14 protein-coding genes are annotated in these 17,815 nt (G+C 70.4%); 10 read left to right on the plus strand and 4 right to left on the minus strand.

Features of this window, described 5'->3' with window-relative positions:
* Positions 1-251 precede the first annotated feature (251 nt).
* Together ACWD4G_RS14240 and ACWD4G_RS14245 are read left to right on the plus strand one after the other, a co-directional pair.
* Entirely contained in the window at positions 252-1,265 is a 1,014-nt protein-coding gene (locus ACWD4G_RS14240; RefSeq protein WP_451292986.1) for a hydroxyacid dehydrogenase, read from the plus strand.
* Between the two features lie 953 nt (positions 1,266-2,218).
* The gene (locus ACWD4G_RS14245) at positions 2,219-2,704 is read left to right on the plus strand and encodes an N-acetyltransferase family protein (protein ID WP_451292987.1); all 486 of its coding nucleotides are present in this window, start codon (positions 2,219-2,221) and stop codon (positions 2,702-2,704) included.
* 145 nt (positions 2,705-2,849) lie between these two features.
* On the opposite strand, the gene ACWD4G_RS14250 is transcribed toward ACWD4G_RS14245, so the two are convergent.
* The 4 genes from ACWD4G_RS14250 to ACWD4G_RS14265 form a co-directional block, all read right to left on the minus strand.
* On the minus strand, positions 2,850-4,895 hold the full coding sequence (locus ACWD4G_RS14250; protein WP_451292988.1) for an NAD(+) synthase: 2,046 nt from the start codon (positions 4,893-4,895) through the stop codon (positions 2,850-2,852).
* A 299-nt stretch (positions 4,896-5,194) separates the two neighbouring features.
* Complete coding sequence (locus tag ACWD4G_RS14255; RefSeq protein WP_451292989.1) at positions 5,195-5,629, minus strand: arsenate reductase ArsC; 435 nt, start codon at positions 5,627-5,629, stop codon at positions 5,195-5,197.
* Positions 5,630-5,650: 21 nt separating this feature from the next.
* Positions 5,651-6,412, minus strand: coding sequence for an aquaporin (locus ACWD4G_RS14260; protein ID WP_451292990.1), 762 nt, complete (start codon positions 6,410-6,412; stop codon positions 5,651-5,653).
* Positions 6,409-6,831 carry an ArsR/SmtB family transcription factor gene (locus ACWD4G_RS14265; RefSeq protein ID WP_451292991.1) on the minus strand — a complete coding sequence of 141 codons (423 nt, stop codon included), beginning with the start codon at positions 6,829-6,831 and terminating at the stop codon, positions 6,409-6,411. The genes ACWD4G_RS14260 and ACWD4G_RS14265 overlap by 4 nt, the downstream gene beginning before the upstream one ends.
* 92 nt (positions 6,832-6,923) lie before the next feature.
* Here ACWD4G_RS14265 and arsM point away from each other — a divergent pair, with 92 nt between their 5' ends.
* The 8 genes from arsM to ACWD4G_RS14305 all read left to right on the plus strand — a co-directional run bounded on the left by arsM (position 6,924) and on the right by ACWD4G_RS14305 (position 17,651).
* Complete coding sequence (arsM, locus tag ACWD4G_RS14270) at positions 6,924-7,835, plus strand: arsenite methyltransferase (RefSeq protein WP_451292992.1); 912 nt, start codon at positions 6,924-6,926, stop codon at positions 7,833-7,835.
* 57 nt (positions 7,836-7,892) lie between these two features.
* Positions 7,893-9,092 carry an AAA family ATPase gene (locus ACWD4G_RS14275; RefSeq protein WP_451292993.1) on the plus strand — a complete coding sequence of 400 codons (1,200 nt, stop codon included), beginning with the start codon at positions 7,893-7,895 and terminating at the stop codon, positions 9,090-9,092.
* Positions 9,093-9,111: 19 nt separating this feature from the next.
* Positions 9,112-10,965, plus strand: a complete 1,854-nt coding sequence (locus ACWD4G_RS14280) for a VWA domain-containing protein (RefSeq protein WP_451292994.1) — start codon at positions 9,112-9,114, stop codon at positions 10,963-10,965.
* A 512-nt stretch (positions 10,966-11,477) separates the two neighbouring features.
* On the plus strand, positions 11,478-12,815 hold the full coding sequence (locus tag ACWD4G_RS14285) for an ABC transporter substrate-binding protein (protein ID WP_451292995.1): 1,338 nt from the start codon (positions 11,478-11,480) through the stop codon (positions 12,813-12,815).
* An 11-nt stretch (positions 12,816-12,826) separates the two neighbouring features.
* Complete coding sequence (locus tag ACWD4G_RS14290; RefSeq protein WP_451292996.1) at positions 12,827-13,711, plus strand: carbohydrate ABC transporter permease; 885 nt, start codon at positions 12,827-12,829, stop codon at positions 13,709-13,711.
* Entirely contained in the window at positions 13,711-14,649 is a 939-nt protein-coding gene (locus ACWD4G_RS14295) for a carbohydrate ABC transporter permease (RefSeq protein WP_451292997.1), read from the plus strand. Before ACWD4G_RS14290 ends, ACWD4G_RS14295 begins: the two co-directional genes overlap by 1 nt.
* A gap of 43 nt (positions 14,650-14,692) precedes the next feature.
* Positions 14,693-16,444, plus strand: a complete 1,752-nt coding sequence (locus ACWD4G_RS14300) for a family 43 glycosylhydrolase (protein WP_451292998.1) — start codon at positions 14,693-14,695, stop codon at positions 16,442-16,444.
* A gap of 166 nt (positions 16,445-16,610) precedes the next feature.
* Positions 16,611-17,651 carry a LacI family DNA-binding transcriptional regulator gene (locus tag ACWD4G_RS14305; protein ID WP_451292999.1) on the plus strand — a complete coding sequence of 347 codons (1,041 nt, stop codon included), beginning with the start codon at positions 16,611-16,613 and terminating at the stop codon, positions 17,649-17,651.
* The last annotated feature ends 164 nt before the right edge of the window (positions 17,652-17,815 follow it).

A 17,815-nucleotide genomic window follows, 5' to 3' on the forward strand; every position in this document is an offset into this window, starting at 1 on the left:
GTTTTCTTAAGTTGCTGCTGCAGCTCCTGCTCGTAGCCGCTCGGTAGCCGCCTCGTAGCCGCTCTTCGGCTGCGCTGCGGCCGGTGGGCGGCCGACGGGCGGCTGCTCGGTGGCGACAAGCGGTGACCGACCGTCGTCACCGCTGCCGTAACCACTGCCGTAACCACTGTCACAACCGCTGCCGTAACCGTTGCCGTGCAGGGCCCGAAGCGTTCATCGCCGTCGTCCCCCTCAGCGCACCCAGGAGAGTCATGACCAGCGCCCAGTCGCCGCGCGCCGTGTTCGCCATGGATTCGGTGCATCTGCCCCTGCTGTTCCCGCCGCCGCTCATGGCCCGGCTGCGGCAGGTGGCCGACATCGACCCGGAGTTCGTCGTACGGGACTTCACCGATCCCGCCGCCGCCCGGGCGCTGGCCGGGGCCGAGGTGCTGATCACCGGCTGGGGCTGCCCGCATCTGGACGAGGGGGTCCTGGCGGTGGCGCCCCGGCTGCGCCATGTCCTGCATGCCGCGGGCTCGGTCCGCGCGCTGGTCGGCGAGGCCCTGTGGCAGCACGGGGTCACCGTCTCCAGCGCGGTCGCCGGCAACGCGCTGCCGGTCGCCGAGTACACGCTGGCGATGATCCTGCTGGCCGGGAAGGAGACGTTCGACCAGCGCGAACGCTTCCGGAAGACCCATGCGTACCCCTCCCCCGCCGAGACCGCGGCCATCGGCAACGTCGGCCGCCGGATCGGCATCATCGGGGCGTCACGGGTGGGACGCCGGCTGCTGGAACTCCTCCGCCCGTTCGACTTCGCGGTCTCCTTGTACGACCCGTACGTCGACCCGGCGGACGCGGCGGCGCTGGGCGCCGAACCGATGGCGCTGGACGACCTGTTGCGCACCTCCGACATCGTGAGCCTGCACGCGCCGGACATTCCCGAGACGTACCGCATGCTCGACCGGGGCCGGTTGGCGCTGATCCGGGACGGCGGCGTCCTCATCAACACATCCCGGGGCGCCCTGGTCGACCCGGACGCCCTCACGGACGAACTGCTCTCCGGCCGCCTGAAGGCGATCCTCGACGTGACGGAGCCGGAACCGCTGCCGGCCGGTTCCCCGCTCTACAACCTGCCGAACGTGTTTCTGACCCCGCACATCGCGGGGTCACTGGGCAATGAGCTGGAGCGGTTGGGGCGGACGGTTGTGGAGGAGTTGGAGCGGTTGGCTGTGGGGGAGCCGATGGGGCATGAGGTGCGGCATACGGATTTGGCGCGGGTGGCCTGAGGGGGGTTGGTGGGCGGCCCGCGGGCGTCGGCCGCCGGGCGGCTTGGCAGCGCGACGGCCCGGCGGCCCGGCGGCCCAGGGATCGGGGCCGGGAGCCTGAGGGAGTTGGAGGGCAAGGGGCCCAGAGCCCTGAGGACTAGGAGGCCAGGGCCCAAGGCCCGTCGGCCGGGGGCCGGGAGGCCGAGGGCCAGCAGCCCAGGGCCGGGAGGCCGAGGGAGTTGGACGGCAAGGGGCCCAGGGTCTGAGGACCAGGAGGCCAGAGCCCAAGGCCCGTCGGCCGGGGGCCTGGACTGGCGGCCTAGGAGCCGGGGGGCCGCAGGGGGCTAGCCGCCGGGCGGCCCGGCAGCCCGGCAGACCGGCAGCCCAGGGACTCGGTATCTGTCCGGGTGACGTTTTGTCCTCGCCCCCGCCGCCCCTACCCGTCCCATCCCCAGGGGCTGCGCCCCTTCGACCCGCTCGGGGGACTTGGGGGCAGTTCTTTGGCTGCGGGTGGGTGGGGGCTGGTCGCGCAGTTCCCCGCGCCCCTTTTTTTCGGGCCTACGGCCCTCAAAAGATCGGCTTGGGGCCGTGCAGGACAGCGCTGCGGCGCGTGCACACTGACCTGCGGCGCGTGAATATGGCCTGCGCGGCGCGAACAGGGACCTGCGGCGCGTGAATGCGGGCCCGGGGCCGGAACCCGAGTGCCAAGAGCCCAGGGGCCCGACAGGCCGAGGCCCGACAAGCCGACGCCCGACAGGCCGAGGAGGCTGGTTGGGCGAGGGGGCTGGTTGGGCGAGGGGGCTGGTTGGGCGAGGGGGCTCGGGACGCTGAGGGTCAAGAGGCCAGGGTCCGGTGGCCTGGGGACCGGGGGGCTAGGGATCGGCGGCCCGGGGAACCGGGACCCTGGGGATGCCCAGGGGCCCGCATCGCGATTTTGGGTTGCCGGTGCCTCCGCGTCCCGGCAGCCTCTTCGCATGATCGAGTTGCAGGTGTTGACGCCGGAGGACTGGCCTCGGTGGCGTGAGTTGAGGTTGGCCGCGCTCGCGCAGGCCCCGTACGCGTTCGGGTCCAAGCTCGCCGACTGGCAGGGGGACGGGGACAGGGAGCAGCGTTGGCGGGACCGGCTGAGCATCCCCGGGTCGCGGAACTTCATCGCCGTACTCGACGGCAGACCGGTGGGCATGGCCAGCGGGGTGCCGGGCGCGGACACCGGCGTCGGTGAGCTGATCTCGCTGTGGGTGAGCGAGGAGGCACGGGGCCGGGGTGTGGGGGATCACCTGGTGAGGAGCGTCGTGCGGTGGGCCGTGGAGAGGGCGGCGGACAGCCTGCGGCTCACCGTCGCTCCCGCCAACGAGCACGCGCTCGCGCTGTACCGCCGACACGGTTTCGAGAAGGCCGAGCAGTCCGGCGACCCGCTGTCGGCCGGGGGGAGAGAACTCGTCATGGTGAAGAGGCTCTGATCGGAGCGAGCTGACGGCTCGGCACCAGCAGCGTCCCCCCTTCCCCTTGGCCCACCAGGTGGTGGCCGCGCGGGGGCGCACCGTACGCAATGGCCCGTGGAGTCGAGTGGGCGTGCTCACGGGTGCTCACCGCGCGGTGCGCCGGCTACTCCCCGGCGCCCGGTACGTCCCACCCCGCGAGGTCCTTCACCCAGATGTCCGCCGTGGTGTCCGACGGCGCCCGCCAGTCCCCGCGAGGCGACAGTGAACCGCCGGCGAGGACCTTCGGGCCGTTCGGCATGGCGGAGCGTTTGAACTGGGAGAAGCCGAAGAAGCGGCGGCAGAAGTTCTCCAGCCAGTGCCGGATCACCGGCAGGTCGTACTCCGTGCGCTCGCTCTCCGGGAAGCCGGGCGGCCAGGCGCCGGTCGACGCGTCCCGCCAGGCGTGCCAGGCCAGGAAGGCGATCTTCGACGGACGGAAGCCATGGCGCAGCACATGGAAGAGCGTGAAGTCGTGCAGCGCGTACGGGCCGATCTTGGACTCGGTGGACTGGAGCTCCTCGCCGGGCACCAGCTCGGGGCTGATCTCGGTGTCGAGGATCGCCGCCAGCGTCTCGTTCGTGTCGGCCCCGAACTGATCGCTGCTGATCACCCACCGGATGAGGTGCTGGATCAGGGTCTTCGGCACTCCGGAGTTGACGTTGTAGTGGCTCATCTGGTCGCCGACGCCGTAGGTGCACCAGCCGAGGGCCAGCTCGGAGAGGTCGCCGGTGCCGAGGACGATCCCGCCGCGCTGGTTGGCGAGCCGGAAGAGGTAGTCGGTGCGCAGGCCGGCCTGGACGTTCTCGAAGGTGACGTCGTACACCGGCTCGCCGGAGGAGAAGGGGTGGTCGATCTCCTGGAGCATCAAGCGGGCGGTCGGTGTGATGTCCAGCTCGGCCGCCGTCACCCCGAGCGAGGCCATCAGCTTGTGGGCGTTGCCCTTGGTGTGCTCGCCGGTCGCGAAGCCGGGCAGGGTGAAGGCGAGGATGTCGCCGCGCGGCCGTCCCGCCCGGTCCATGGCCCTGGCCGCGACGATCAGCGCGTGCGTGGAGTCCAGGCCACCGGAGACCCCGATGACGATCTTCGGGTCGCCGATCGCGGACATACGCCGCTGAAGGCCCGCGACCTGGATGTTGTACGCCTCGTAGCAGTCCTGGGCGAGGCGGGCGGGGTCGGCCGGTACGAACGGGAACCTCTCGACCCGGCGCCGCAGTCCCAGGTCGGCCGTGGGCGCGTCCAGTGTGAACGACACCTCGCGATAGCCGTTCGTCCGCGCCGCGTGGGTTCGGCGGTTGTCGTCGAAGGTGCCCATCCGCGCCCGCGCCTGCCGCAGCAGGTCCAGGTCGACATCGGCCACCGCGTACTGGTCGTCCTGGGGGAAGCGGTCCGTCTCGGCGAGCAGGGTGCCGTTCTCGTAGATCATGGTCTGGCCGTCCCAGGACAGGTCGGTCGTCGACTCGCCCAGTCCGGCCGCCGCGTAGACGTACGCGGCGAGGCAGCGCGCGGACGCCGACTGGCACAGCAGCCGCCGCTCCTCCGCCCGGCCCACGGTGATGGGGCTGCCGGAGAGGTTGACCAGCACGGTCGCCCCGGCGAGCGCCGCCTCCGCGCTCGGCGGCACCGGCACCCACATGTCCTCGCAGATCTCGGCGTGCACGACGAGACCGGGGACGTCCTGCGCCGCGAACAGCAGATCCGGCCCGAACGGTACGGTCGCGCCGGCGACCCGGATCGTGCCGCCCCGCTCGTCGTCTCCGGCGGCGATCTGCCGCTTCTCGTAGAACTCGCGGTAGTTCGGCAGATACGACTTGGGGGCGACCCCGAGGACGCGGCCCCGGTGGACGACCACCGCGCAGTTGTAGATCCGGTGGCGGTGGCGCAGCGGAGCGCCCATCACGATGACCGGCAGCAGTTCGGCCGACCCTGCGACCACGGTCCGCACGGCCGCCTCGACCTCGTCGAGCAGCGTGTCCTGGAGGAGCAGGTCCTCGATCGAGTAGCCGGACAGGCACAGCTCGGGGAAGACCGCGATGGCGACCCCGTCCTCCGCGCAGCGGCGGGCCTGCGTCAGCACGGCCTCCGCGTTGACGGACGGGTCGGCGATCGCCGCGTGGCCGGTGCACGCGGCGACCCGCGCGAAGCCGTGCTGATAGATCGACCTGAAGTTCACGATGTGCTGACCGGCCTTTCGAAGATGTCTCCCGTACCCACAGTCGCACGGGTCCGGCCCACGCCCCCACGACCGGTCCCGCTCACGCCCGGACGCTTGTCCCGCTCACGCCCGTACGACGTTCCCGCTCACACCTTCGATCGCGGGCACCCGGTGTCCACCGTCGTCCGCGACGCCTTCGTCCGTCCCCGTGGGGCTCAGCGTATCCGCAAGGGCACACATCATGATCATGCCGAGTCGGGTCGACTACGCCGCTGAGGGCCGTGGACCGGACTGGCCCGGCTCGGTCCTGTGTCACGTCATTCGGGGATCAGTTCCTGGATCAACGCTCGGACGCGTTGTTCGATCGCGTCGCGGATGGGGCGTACCGCCGCTACGCCCTGGCCCGCCGGGTCGTCGAGTTGCCAGTCGAGGTAGCGCTTGCCGGGGAAGACGGGGCAGGTGTCGCCGCAGCCCATGGTGATCACGACGTCGGAGGCCTGGACGGCCTCGGTCGTGAGGATCTTCGGGGTTCGGGCGGAGATGTCGATGCCGACCTCGTGCATGGCCTCGACCACGGCCGGGTTGACGGTGTCGGCGGGGGCGGAACCGGCGGAGCGGACCTCGACGCGGTCGTCCGTGAGGTGGGTGAGGAAGGCGGCGGCCATCTGGGAGCGCCCGGCGTTGTGGACGCAGACGAACAGGACGGAAGGGCGGCGCGGGGCCGAGGCCGGAGAGGGCGAGGGTGCGGTCACGGTGGGTGTCTTTCGGTGGGTTCAGCTGGTGGTGGCCAGGCCGGGTTCGGTGTCGGGGGCAGTGGGTTGGGTGGGGCTGGGGGCGGCGGATCGTACGGTGCTGCGGGCCGGGCGGCCGAAGAGCACGGCGGCCAGGGCCGCGCCGACGGCGGCTCCCGTCAGTTGGGCGGCGATGAACGGGGCGACCGAGGCGGGGGCTATGCCGGCGAAGGTGTCGGTGAAGGCTCGGCCGATGGTGACGGCCGGGTTCGCGAAGGACGTGGACGAGGTGAACCAGTAGGCGGCGCCGATGTAGGAGGCCACCGCAGGTGGGGCGAGTGCGGCGCGGCCGGTCCGGTCGAGGCCGAGGATCAGCAGGATCAGACCGGCCGTGGCGACGACCTCGCCCAGCCACAGGTGACCGCCGGACCGGTCGTGCGTGGAGAACCGCACCAGCGGCTCGGCGAACATCGCGTCGGCCAGGATCGCGCCGCCGATCGCCCCGGCGATCTGGGCGGGCAGGTACGCGGCGACATCACGCGGGGTCGGGCCGTCGGGACCACGGCGGCCGGTGAACCACGCGGCGAGGGTGACGACCGGGTTGAAGTGGGCACCGGAGACGGGCCCGAGCAGAACGATCAGCACACCCAGGCCGAAGACGGTGGCGAGGGAGTTGGCGAGCAGTTGTACGCCGACATCGCGGGACAGGGCCGTGGCCTGGATGCCGGAGCCGACCACCACCGTCACCAGCAGCCCGGTCCCGATCGCTTCGGCGGCGACTCGGCGACCGAGGGAGGCGCTCATACGCGGGCCCCGGCGGATCGCGTGGACTGTGGGGATTGCGGGGACCGCGAGGTGGTCAGGAACCCGGCGAGCCGGTCCAGGACGCCGGGCCGCAGCCAGTAGTAGACCCACGTTCCCCGGCGTTCGCAGTCGATGAGTCCGGCCTGGCGCAGGAGCTTGAGGTGGTGGGAGATCGTCGGCTGGGAGAGGTCGAAGGCGGGGGTCAGCTCACAGACACAGACCTCGCCGCCCTCCCCTCGCGAGGCGATCATCGACATCAGCCGCAGCCGGACCGGGTCGCCGAGGGCCTTGAACACCTTCGCCAGCTCGGTCGCCTGATCCTCGTCCAGGGGGGCGGTGGACAGGCCGGGGCAGCATGCGGCGTCGTCCTGGCCGATCACCTCAAGCACCTCAAGCACCTCAAGCTCTTGTTTCGACATACTTCTATGTTGACGTTCTTCGATTCAAGGCGCAAGGTTGAAGCCGGGAAGCTGAATCGAAGAACGTCAATACAGGTAGGAGTGAGTGAGTCATGAGCGACCAGTCCATCGCCCTGCGGGAGACCGTCCGCCGGCGGTACGCGGCAGCGGCACTGAAGGTCACCGAGGGCACGAAGGGCACCGAGGGGACGCAGGGAACCGGCGGGGGCGGCGGCGTCTGTTGCGGGCCGCAGCCGGTCGAGGTCGACGAGAGCTTTGGTGCCACGCTGTACACCGCCGAGGAGCGCGACACATTGCCCGTCGAGGCCGTCGCCGCATCCCTCGGCTGCGGCAACCCCACCGCCGTGGCCGAGCTGCGCGAGGGCGAGCGTGTCCTCGACCTCGGTTCCGGCGGCGGCATCGACGTCCTGCTCTCCGCCCGCCGCGTCGGGCCGGGCGGCAGGGCGTACGGGCTGGACATGACCGAGGAGATGCTCGCCCTCGCCCTGGCCAACGCGGCGAAGGCCGGCGCGACGAACGTGGAGTTCCTCAAGGGCACGATCGAGGCGATCCCGCTGCCGGCGAACACCATCGACGTCGTCATCTCCAACTGCGTGATCAACCTGTCCGTCGACAAGCCCGCCGTCTTCGCCGAGACCTTCCGCGTCCTCAGGCCCGGCGGCCGGATCGGCGTCACCGACGTCGTCGCCGATGACAGCCTCACCGCCGAACAGCGCGCCGAGCGCGGCGACTACGTCGGCTGTATCGCCGGCGCCCTGTCCTTCGCCGAGTACCGCGCGGGTCTGGCGTCCGCCGGCTTCACGGACGTCGAGATCACCCCGACCCTCCCCCACTCTCGGCTCCGCTCAAGCGGGGGGACCCCCATCGTGGCCGACGGCATGCACTCCGCCGTCGTCCGCGCCACAAAGCCCACCACCACGGCAGCCGCCGCCGCTGCCGCGGCCACGGGGTCATCCTGTTGTTCGATCCGACCCTCGGGAAGCTACGTTGTCACTTCGCCGTAGCCATTGCGGGAGGCCCGTCCCGTCAGCCGACCAAGCGTCACGGACAAGGGGTTGAACTTGGATTTACAGGACACGCAGGGCACGGCCAAGAAGCTGCGGGCCATCAGCGACGAGCTGTCGGACCGTTTCTACGAGCGTGCCGACGTCGTACGCACGCTGCTGGTGACGCTGCTGGCCGGTCAGCATTCGCTGGTGCTCGGCCCGCCCGGGACGGCGAAGTCCGAGATGGCCCGGGAGCTCACGGGGCGGATCGAGGGGGCGGCCTACTGGGAGATCCTCCTGTCGAAGTTCACCGCGCCGACGAGGATGTTCGGCCCCATCGACGTCGCCGCGCTGGCCCGGGGCGAGTACCGCCAGGTGTACGACGGCCGCGCCACCACCGCGCACATCGCGTTCATCGACGAGATCTTCAAGTGCTCCACGGCCGCGCTGAACGAGACGCTGGGCTTCCTCAACGAGCGGATCTACCACCCCGAGAACGGCGGCGAGCCGATCCGCTGCCCCCTGATCGGGGCCATCACGGCGAGCAACGAGCTGCCCAGCGGGGAGGATTCGGCCGCGATCTACGACCGGCTGCTGGTGCGGATCGAGGTCGGATACCTGGAGGACCCCTCGAACTTCGCCGCGCTGGTCCGCTCCGCCGTCAGCCGCCCGGCACCGCCGACACGGACCACCGTCGAGCTGGCCGCGTTGCGGCACGCCGTGACCGAGGCCGTCCCGGCCGTGGACGTCCCCGAGGGAATCGTGGACGCGGTGTGCACGCTGCGGGCCGCCCTGCGCCGCAAGGAACTCGTCGCCTCCGACCGCCGCTGGCGGCAGGCGGTGGGCCTGCTCCAGGCGTCCGCGTACCTCGACGGCCGCCCGGCGGTCACCGAGACCGACCTGTCGGTGCTGACCCATGTGCTGTGGGACTCGCCCGCCGAACGCCCGACCGTCGAACGCGAGGTGCTGCACCTGGTCAACCCCGACGCCAAGGAGGCTCTCGACCTGGCCGACACCATCGACGAGCTGGAGGCCCAACTCGACGCCATGGCCGGACAGTCCCGCGAGGCGCTGAGCGAGTGGGTCATCAAGAAGGCCCACAACCAGCTCGCCATGGCGGGGAAGCGACTGGAGCGGCTGCGCCAGGAGGCGGCGAGCGCCGGCCGTTCCACCGCCGCCATCGACCGGGTCACCGGCCGCCAGCGCGCCGTCCGCGCCCGCGTTCTCACCGAGGCCCTCGGCGTGGACGCGAGCACGGTCCAGGCCCAGCTCTGAACACCGGCGGGACAGAAACATGGACGCGGACGCCGAGACGAACGCCAACGCGGACGCCGAGACGGACGCCGAACCGAGCGCCGAAACGGACGCCGACGCGGGCACCGAGTCGGACAGGGCGCCGCGCGGGCTGGACGAGCTGGCGGGCCGGGCCGGGAGGTGGCTGGGACTGTCCACCACCGCCCCCGAGCGGCACACGGCAGCCGTGGTCGCGGACCGGTTCGACCGGATCACCTGGCGCGACACGTACGAACAGTCGGCCGGACTGCGCGATCTGGCCGAGGAGCTGAACAGGCGCTACGACTACGCGCCCGGCCTCACCGCCGCCTTCGCACCCGGCCTCGCCACCGACCTCACCACCAGTCCCGCCACCGGCCCCACCACCGGCCCCACCACCAGCCCCACCACCGATCTCCTGACCGACGTGTTCCTGGCTGCCTACAAAGCCGGCCCCCGGTTGCGCGAGCGCGCGGACATGGACCCCTCCCGGCTGGTCAACCACCTGGTCATCACCTCACTGATGGAGTCACCGGAGTTCACCGAGCTGCGCCGGGAGACGGCCGGCGACCCCTACGCCGCCGCCATGGCCGTACTCGCCCAGGCCTCCGCGCTGCGCCGCATGCTGGAGCGCTCCCAGCTCGCCCGGGAACAGGCCGAGCGGGCGAAGCACGCGCAACAGACCGCCGAGGACGCGGCCACAGCCGTGACCGAGGCACTCCGACAAGCCGCCGACGCCACCCACACCAACCACCCCGCCCACGCCCCCGACACCCCCGACGCCCCCGACAAGGGAGGCACGCCCCCGCCCCCGGCCGCCGCCGACGCCGTACAACAGGCCATCGAGGCCGCCGAGTCCTCCGACGCCGCCGCGCGCCAGGCCGCCCAGGCCGCCGCGCGAGCCCTCACGACCGCGGCCCCCGGTATCCGCACCGCCGCGCGGACCGCGACGGCGAAGGCCACCGAGGCCGTCCGGCAGGAGGCCGCGCTGATGCGCGCATGGGGCGTCGCTCCCGGCGAGCTGGAGCGGATGCCGTTCCACCGGCGTGCCCGGCTCGCCGAGCGGCTGCGCACCGGCCGGCTCGCACAGTGGGCCGAGCTGATCGGCCGCTTCCGGCAGATGGCCGACGGCGCGCGCGCCCGGAAAGTGGAGAACGCCACCGGGGAACTGGTCGGCGTCACCCTCGGCGACGACCTCTCCCGTGTCATCCCCTCCGAGCTGGCGAATCTCGGCCTGCCTGAGCTGCGTGCCGTGTTCGCCGTGCGATACGCCGCCGGGGAGCTGATGCTCTACGACAGCCAGGGCGAGCAGAGCACCGGGCGGGGCGCCGTCATCGCGTGCGTGGACACCTCGCACTCCATGTACGAGGCGGGGCCCGGCGGGGTCACCCGGGAGGCGTGGGCCAAAGCGTGTGCCCTGGCGCTGCTGGACCAGGCCCGCCACGCGGGGCGTGACTTCGTCGGCATCCTGTTCTCCGCCCCCGGCAAGCTCCAGGTCTTCCGCTTCCCGGCCGACGAGCCCGCCGCCATCGCCCGGGTGCTGGACTTCGCGGAGACCTTCCTCGGCGGTGGGACCAGCTACCAGACGCCGCTGTCGGCGGCCGGGGAACTGCTGGAGGAGGAGTTCAACGACGCCGCCCGTATGCGCGGCGACATCGTGATGATCACGGACGACGACTGCGGTGTCACCGAGACGTGGATGCGCGGCTGGAACGAGGCCAAGCACCGGTTGGGCTTCCGGGTCTTCGGCGTGGCGGTCGGCGCCCCACGCGTCGCCGAGGCCGACTCGGTCCTTCGGGCGTTGTGCGACAACCTCCGCTCCATCGAGGACCTGACCGACGTCCACGCCGCCGCCGACCTCTTCCGCGTGATCTGAGCGCCGCACGGCAGCGTCCCACAGCAGCGCCACACGGCAGCGCGCCGCGGCAGCGCGCCGGACTCCGAGGAACGGCCCGGCGCGGAAGCCGGTACCGCCACGAGTACAGAAACCGGTACCGCCACAACTCCATCCCCCATGGCACCCAGGCCCCGCTCAACGACGAACCCACGTAAGCGTTTTCACCCCCGTGAGCCCTCGCGGGCCACTCCCCCGCGCCGACCTCCCCCCGGCACCCACACCCCTCTGACCTGCGCATCCACACCCCGCCGCCGGTCACCCCACGCCGCACCTCCCCGCAACCCACCGGACAAGCCCGCGTAACAATTTCTCTTCTCACCCTTGCGTGAGCCGATCAGGCCACCTACGTTTCATAGCAACCGTTTACTACGCCTTACCGCAGGGGTCCGAGACGCCGAGCTGACGGTACGCCTCGCTCGCTGTCGCCCCACCGAGCCGCCCCTCGATCCTCCCGCTTCCGCGCTCGTCTCTGTCTCGAAGGATGACCGTCGATGAACTCCATCAGCCCCCGGAGAAGGTTCGCCCGTATCGCCGTCGCGGGTATCGCGCTGACCGGTCTGCTCTCCGCGTGCGGCGGAAACGACTCCGGTGACGACGGGGCCTCGGCCTCCGGCCCGGTCACCCTGCCCTTCTGGGGCTGGGCCAACGGCCAGGAGAACCTGGTCAAGATGTTCAACGCCTCCCACAAGGACGTCCAGCTCAAGTACACCAAGGTCACCGACCAGCTGACCATGCAGAAGCAGCTCAGCAACGCGGTGAAGGCGGGCAACGCACCCTGTCTGGTGCAGAACACCGCCGAGTATGTGACGACCTGGGTCTCGCAGGGCGCCCTCGCCGACATCACCGAGTACGTGGGTGACAGCAAGGACAAGTTCAACGCCGGCGCCTGGGCCGGTGTCCAGGTGCAGGGCAAGGTCTACGGCGTGCCCACCAGCTCCGCGCCCGCGTTCACGATCTACCGCACCGACATCTTCAAGAAGTACGGGCTCGAAGCCCCCGCGACCTGGGACGACTTCATCGCCGCGGGCAAGGAGCTGAAGAAGCACGACGTCTATGTCACCAACTACGCCGGTGAGGACCCGAGCACCCTGGAGGTGCTCGCGATGCAGGCCGGGGCGCACTGGTACGCCATCGACGGCGACTCCTGGAAGGTGAACTTCCAGGACGAGGGCAGCCTCAAGGCCGCCGAGGTGATCCAGCAGATCATCGACAACGACCTCAACTCCAAGCTGTCCTTCGCCGACTACGCGGCCGTGCAGCGCAACTACGACAAGGGCGGCACCGCCACCCGGCAGATCTCCACCTGGCAGATGTCCGGCATGGTGCAGAACTTCACCGACTCCCTCGGCCAGTGGGCGCTCGCCCCGTGGCCGACGTACAAGGGCGAGGCGGCGAAGACCCCGGCCGGTACCAACCAGAGCGGTGGCATGAACCTGGTCACCGAGCAGTGCAAGTACAAGGAGCAGGCCGCCGAGGCCGCGCTGTGGCTGTCCACGGACACCGGCGCCGTGAAGTCGATGGCGAGCCCGGAGACCGGCAGCGGTGTGATGCCGGGTCTGGCCGACAGCGACGCGTATGTCGCCGAGGCGATCTCCGACAAGCTGCTCGGTGACAACTACGAGCCGGCCAAGAAGATCGTCACGGACAGCCTCGGTACCGTCACCACCGACTGGGTCTTCGGCCCGAACTGGACGGCGATGTTCACCGAGCTGCAGAGCCAGTGGGGCAAGGTCGTCAGCAAGGAGCAGAAGGTCACCGACCTGCTCGCCCACATGCAGAAGTGGACGGTCGACGACCTGAAGTCCCGCGGTATCAACGTCAAGGGCTGAGGCATCTTTCGATGATTCGCTCCCAGCGCTGGAAGGGTGCCGCGTTCACGGTGCCCTTCCAGCTCGGATTCGTCTTCCTCTATCTGCTGCCCATCGGGTACGCCGTCTACGAGTCGCTGTTCCAGGAGAAGCAGTCCGGGCTCGGCCTCGGCGGCGCCACGCGCGAGTTCTCCGGACTGGACAACTACCAGCAGGGACTGACCGACTCGGCGTTCATGGGCTCGATCCTGCGCGTGGTGCTCTTCGCCTGTGTGCAGATCCCGTTCATGCTGCTCGTCAGCCTCGTACTCGCGCTGCTGCTGGACGCGGTCACCGCGAAGGCCGCCGGCCGCTTCCGGATCGTGCTGCTGGTGCCGTACATGATCCCGGGTGTCGTCGCGGCGATCGTGTGGATCAACCTCTACAGCCCCGAGGTCGGCCCGCTCACCCCGCTCGGTGACTTCTTCGGGTTCGACTGGAACTTCTTCGCGCCCTCGATGGTGTGGCCGTCCATCGGCAATCTGCTCACCTGGCACGGCATCGGCTACAACATGGTGATCATCTACTCGGCGCTCCAGGGCGTGCCCCGTGAGCTGTTCGAGGCCGCCCGGCTGGACGGCGCCTCCGAGGCCCGGATCGCCCTGAGCATCAAGATCCCGTTCGTACGGGGCGCCCTGGTCCTGACCGGTCTCCTGTCGATCATCCAGATGCTGCAGATCTTCAACGAGCCGGCGCTGTTCCGGCGCATCACCCCGGAGACCGTGGACGACAGCTTCACCCCGATCATGATCATCTACAACCAGGCGTTCAACGCGGCCAACTACCACTACGCCGCCGCCCTCTCGGTGCTCCTCGCCCTGATCCTCGGCATCGCCTCCTTCCTCTTCTACCGGCTGACCTCGAAGGAGGTCGACTGATGGCCACGACGACCACCACCGACTCCCCCAAGAAATCCGGGAAATCCTCAGGGTCCGGCGCGCCTCCCGTACGGCGGATCACCCGTGCCGACACCTCCTCGCGCGGGCGCGGCGGCCAGCGGTTCATCCTGCTGGGGCTGATCCTGGCCAGCGTCTACAGCCTGTTCCCGGTGTGGTGGCTGATCGTCGCCTCCACCAAGGACCGGGTCGGGCTGTACCAGAGCAACGGCATGTGGTTCTCCGGCATGCACCTGTGGGACAACCTGCATCAGCTGTTCACCTACGAGGACGGCATCTTCCTGCGCTGGACGGCCAACTCGTTCCTGTACTCCGGTGTCGGCTCCCTCGGTGGCACGCTCGTCGCCCTGGCCACCGGCTACGGTCTGGCCCGCTTCGACTTCCCCGGCCGCAATGTGGTCTTCGCGGCCGTGGTGGGCTCCTTCCTGATCCCGATCGCGCTGCTCACGCTGCCGCTGTATCTGATGTTCTCGGAGATCGGCCTGGTCGACACCCCCTGGGCCATGCTGATCCCCTGTCTGATCAACCCCTTCAGCGTGTATCTGGCGAAGGTCTACACCGAGGCGACCATCCCCTTCGAACTCCTCGAAGCGGCACGTCTCGACGGCGCCGGCGAGCTGCGGATCTTCTTCAGCATCGTGCTGCGGATGATGACCACGGGTGGCGCGACGGTCTTCCTGCTGGCCTTCGTCAACACCTGGAACGCCTTCTTCCTCCCGCTGACCGTGCTGCGCGGCGAGGAGAACTGGACGCTCAACCTCGGTCTTTACAACTGGACCGGCAAGACCCTGGAGTCCGGCATCGACGTGACCAGTCTGGTCCTGACGGGCGCCCTGCTCTCCATCGTCCCGATGGCGATCATGATGACCGCCATGCGCCGCTACTGGCGCACCGGCGTCACCCTGGGAGCGCTGAAGTGACCGTCCACCGCACAACGCCGCCGGGAGCCCTGGGAGTTCGCCCGTGACCGTGGCCCACAACCCCGTCATCAGGGGCTTCGCCCCGGACCCCTCGCTGATCCGCGTCGGGGAGTGGTACTACGTCGCGACCAGTTCGTTCGAGTGGTTCCCGACGATCCCGTTGTACCGGTCCAAGGACCTGGCGAGCTGGGAGTACGCCGGTCATGTCCGCGGCGCGGTCCCGGGCGGCTCGCTCGCCGGGGTCCCGGACTCGGCCGGCATCTGGGCCCCATCCCTGAGCTGGGACGGGGAGCGCTTCTGGGTGGTCTACGCGATCGTCCGCTCGGTCGGCACCCGCCACTTCGATCTTGATGTGTACATCAGTACGGCCACGAAGATCAACGGCGATGGCGATGGCGATTGGACCGTTCCCGTACGTGTCGCGAGCCATGGCTTCGACCCGGCGCTCTTCCACCACGAGGGCCGCCTGTATCTCCTCAACATGCAGAGCGACCACCGCCCCGGCGGCAAGCGCTTCGACGGCATCGTGCTCACCGAATTGGACCGTTCCACCCTGCGTCCGCTCGGCGAGACCCATCTCCTGCTCCAGCACGACAAGTTGATCGAGGGCCCGAAGCTGCTGGTCCGCGACGGCTGGTTCTACCTGGTGCTGGCGGAGGGCGGCACCGGTTTCGAGCACGGGGTGCGGGTCGCCCGCAGCCGTGCGCTGACCGGCCCGTACGAGCTGGACGAGCTGCCGCTGCTGACCACCCGCGACGATCCGAAGGTGCCGCTGCAGAAGGCCGGGCACGCCGAGCTGGTCCAAACCCCCGGCGGCGACTGGTACTTGAGCCATCTCACCGCCCGCCCCCTCCGCACCGAGCACGGTATGCGCTGCCCGCTGGGCCGGGAGACCGCCGTCCAGGCGGTGACCTGGGACGAGGAGGGCTGGCCCCGGCTGCGGCAGGGGGGTTGGCATCCGCTGGTCGACGTGGAGGTGCCCACGGTGGCCGGGGCGGCACCGGCATCCGTGGCGAGCGGGAGCGCGCCCGACGCCGAGCCCACCTCACCCTCACCCTCACCCTCACCCTCACCCTCGCCCTCGCCCGCGCCCTCGCCCGCGCCCGCGCCCGCCTCTTCGCCGGCCGAAGGCGGTGGCTCGCTGTCCTGGCCCTGGAGCAGTCTGCGCGCCGAGGTCGACGCCTCCTGGGCCGACGCGGCCGTACGCCCGGGCTGGGTCCGGTTGCGTGGGCGGCAGGGCCCGGAATCCCTGTGGAACCAGAGCCTGTTGGCGCAGCGGCTGACCGAGCACCGGGCGGAGGTGGAGGTGACGGTCGAGGCGAACCCCCGGTCGTTCGCCGAGGCCGCCGGTCTGCTGCTCTGGTACAACACCTCGTCGTACATCGCCCTCGATCTGACCTGGGCCGAGCCCGAGGGGGAGCCTCAGCGCGGCCAGCAGTGGAGGGGCGGGGGACGTACGGTCCTCAGCCTGGTGGAGCGCGACGAGGAAGGCGCACGGCAGGTGGCCCTGGTCGAGGTCGCTCCGGGTGAGCCGATCGCGCTGGGGGCGACGGTCGACGGACCGGAAGCCCGCTTCTGGTACGTACGCGACACCGGCGAGCGCACGCCCGTCGGTCCGCCCCTGGACTTCACCCGCCTCTCCGACGACTACGGCGGAAAGCTCCGTTTCACGGGCGCGTTCGCGGGCGTCCACGCCCAGGATCTGGTGAACGCGGGCTTCACCGCGGACTTCGGAGGGTTCAGGTTGGCGCATCCCGACGCCGGATCGGAGCCTGTCGACCCGTCCCACCACTGAGAACGCGACCGGCCCGGCCTTGTTCGAAGTTTCGAAAGTTTAGGCCGGGGGGCGTCCTTTGATTCTCAGCTTCTTCCTGCCGCGTTGAGTTGCCCTTACCGTAGGAAGCGCTTGCTATTCGAAAATTTCACGGCCCTCGGGACGGGGCCTGGGAAATGGAGTCGCGATGGTGCGTGGCGGGAGCGCGACGGCCGGGCCGACGCTGGCGGTGGTGGCACGGGAGGCCGGGGTGTCCGTGCCGACGGCCTCCAAGGTGGTCAACGGCCGGGAGGACGTCGCCCCGGAGACCAGGCGCCGGGTCACCGAGGCACTGGACCGGCTCGGCTATGTCCGCAGACCCAGGTTCGAGGCGTCGAGGACACCGCGCATGGTCGATCTGGTGGTGCACTCGCTGGGCAGCTCCTGGTCGGGCGCGGTGCTGCACGGGGTCGAACAGGCCGCGCACGACGCCGGTCTGGAGGTGGTCGTCTCGGCCGGGCTCACCCGGACCCGGGGCTCCCGCCCCGAGCGCGGCTGGTTCGAGAAGCTGACCGCGCGGGGCTCGGCGGGTGTGCTGTTCAATCTGGCCGAGCTGTCCCCCGCCCAGTACTCCTGGCTGGCCCAGCACCGTATCCCGTTCGTGCTGATCGACCCGGTGCTGGAGCCGCCGCCGGGTGTGGTGTCGGTGGGCGCGGCCAACTGGCAGGGCGGACTGACCGCCACCGAGCATCTGCTGGCCCTCGGGCACGAGCGGGTGGCGGTGATCGCCGGGTACCGGCGGAAGATGTGCAGCAGCGCGCGGGTCGCCGGATACCGCTCGGCCCTGACGGCCGCAGGTGTCCCGTACCGGTCGGAGTACGTCCGCTACGGCAACTTCATGGAGAGCACCGCGCACAACCGGATGCTCCAGCTCCTCGACCTGCCCGAGCCGCCCACCGCCGTCTTCGTCTGCTCGGACAAGATGGCGCTCGGTGTGTACGAGGCGCTTGCCGAGCGGGGGCTGAGGGTGCCGGACGACATCAGTGTGGTCGGCTTCGACGACCTCCCGGAGGCCCGCTGGGCGACCCCGGCGCTGACCACGGTCCGCCAGCCCCTCTCCGAGATGGCCTCCACCGCGCTGCGTCTCCTGGTCCGCATGATGGAGGGCGACCAACCGGAGGGCACACGCACGGAGTTGTCGACGCGGTTGGTGGAACGGGCGAGCACGGGGGCGCTGCGCTCGGCCTGAGCGTGTGACAGATGAGGCTGGAGGTCAGCTCGAACGGCGGCTGCGTGCTCTGGACGACCGTGTCGAAGCCCACCGCCTCGCCGTACGCGAGGTGCGGTGACACCATGCAACGGGGACACGCCCCTCGATGGTTGCGCGCTGTCCGCACGTCCCCGTGGCTTCTA

This window comes from Streptomyces sp. NPDC002643, from assembly GCF_053592555.1.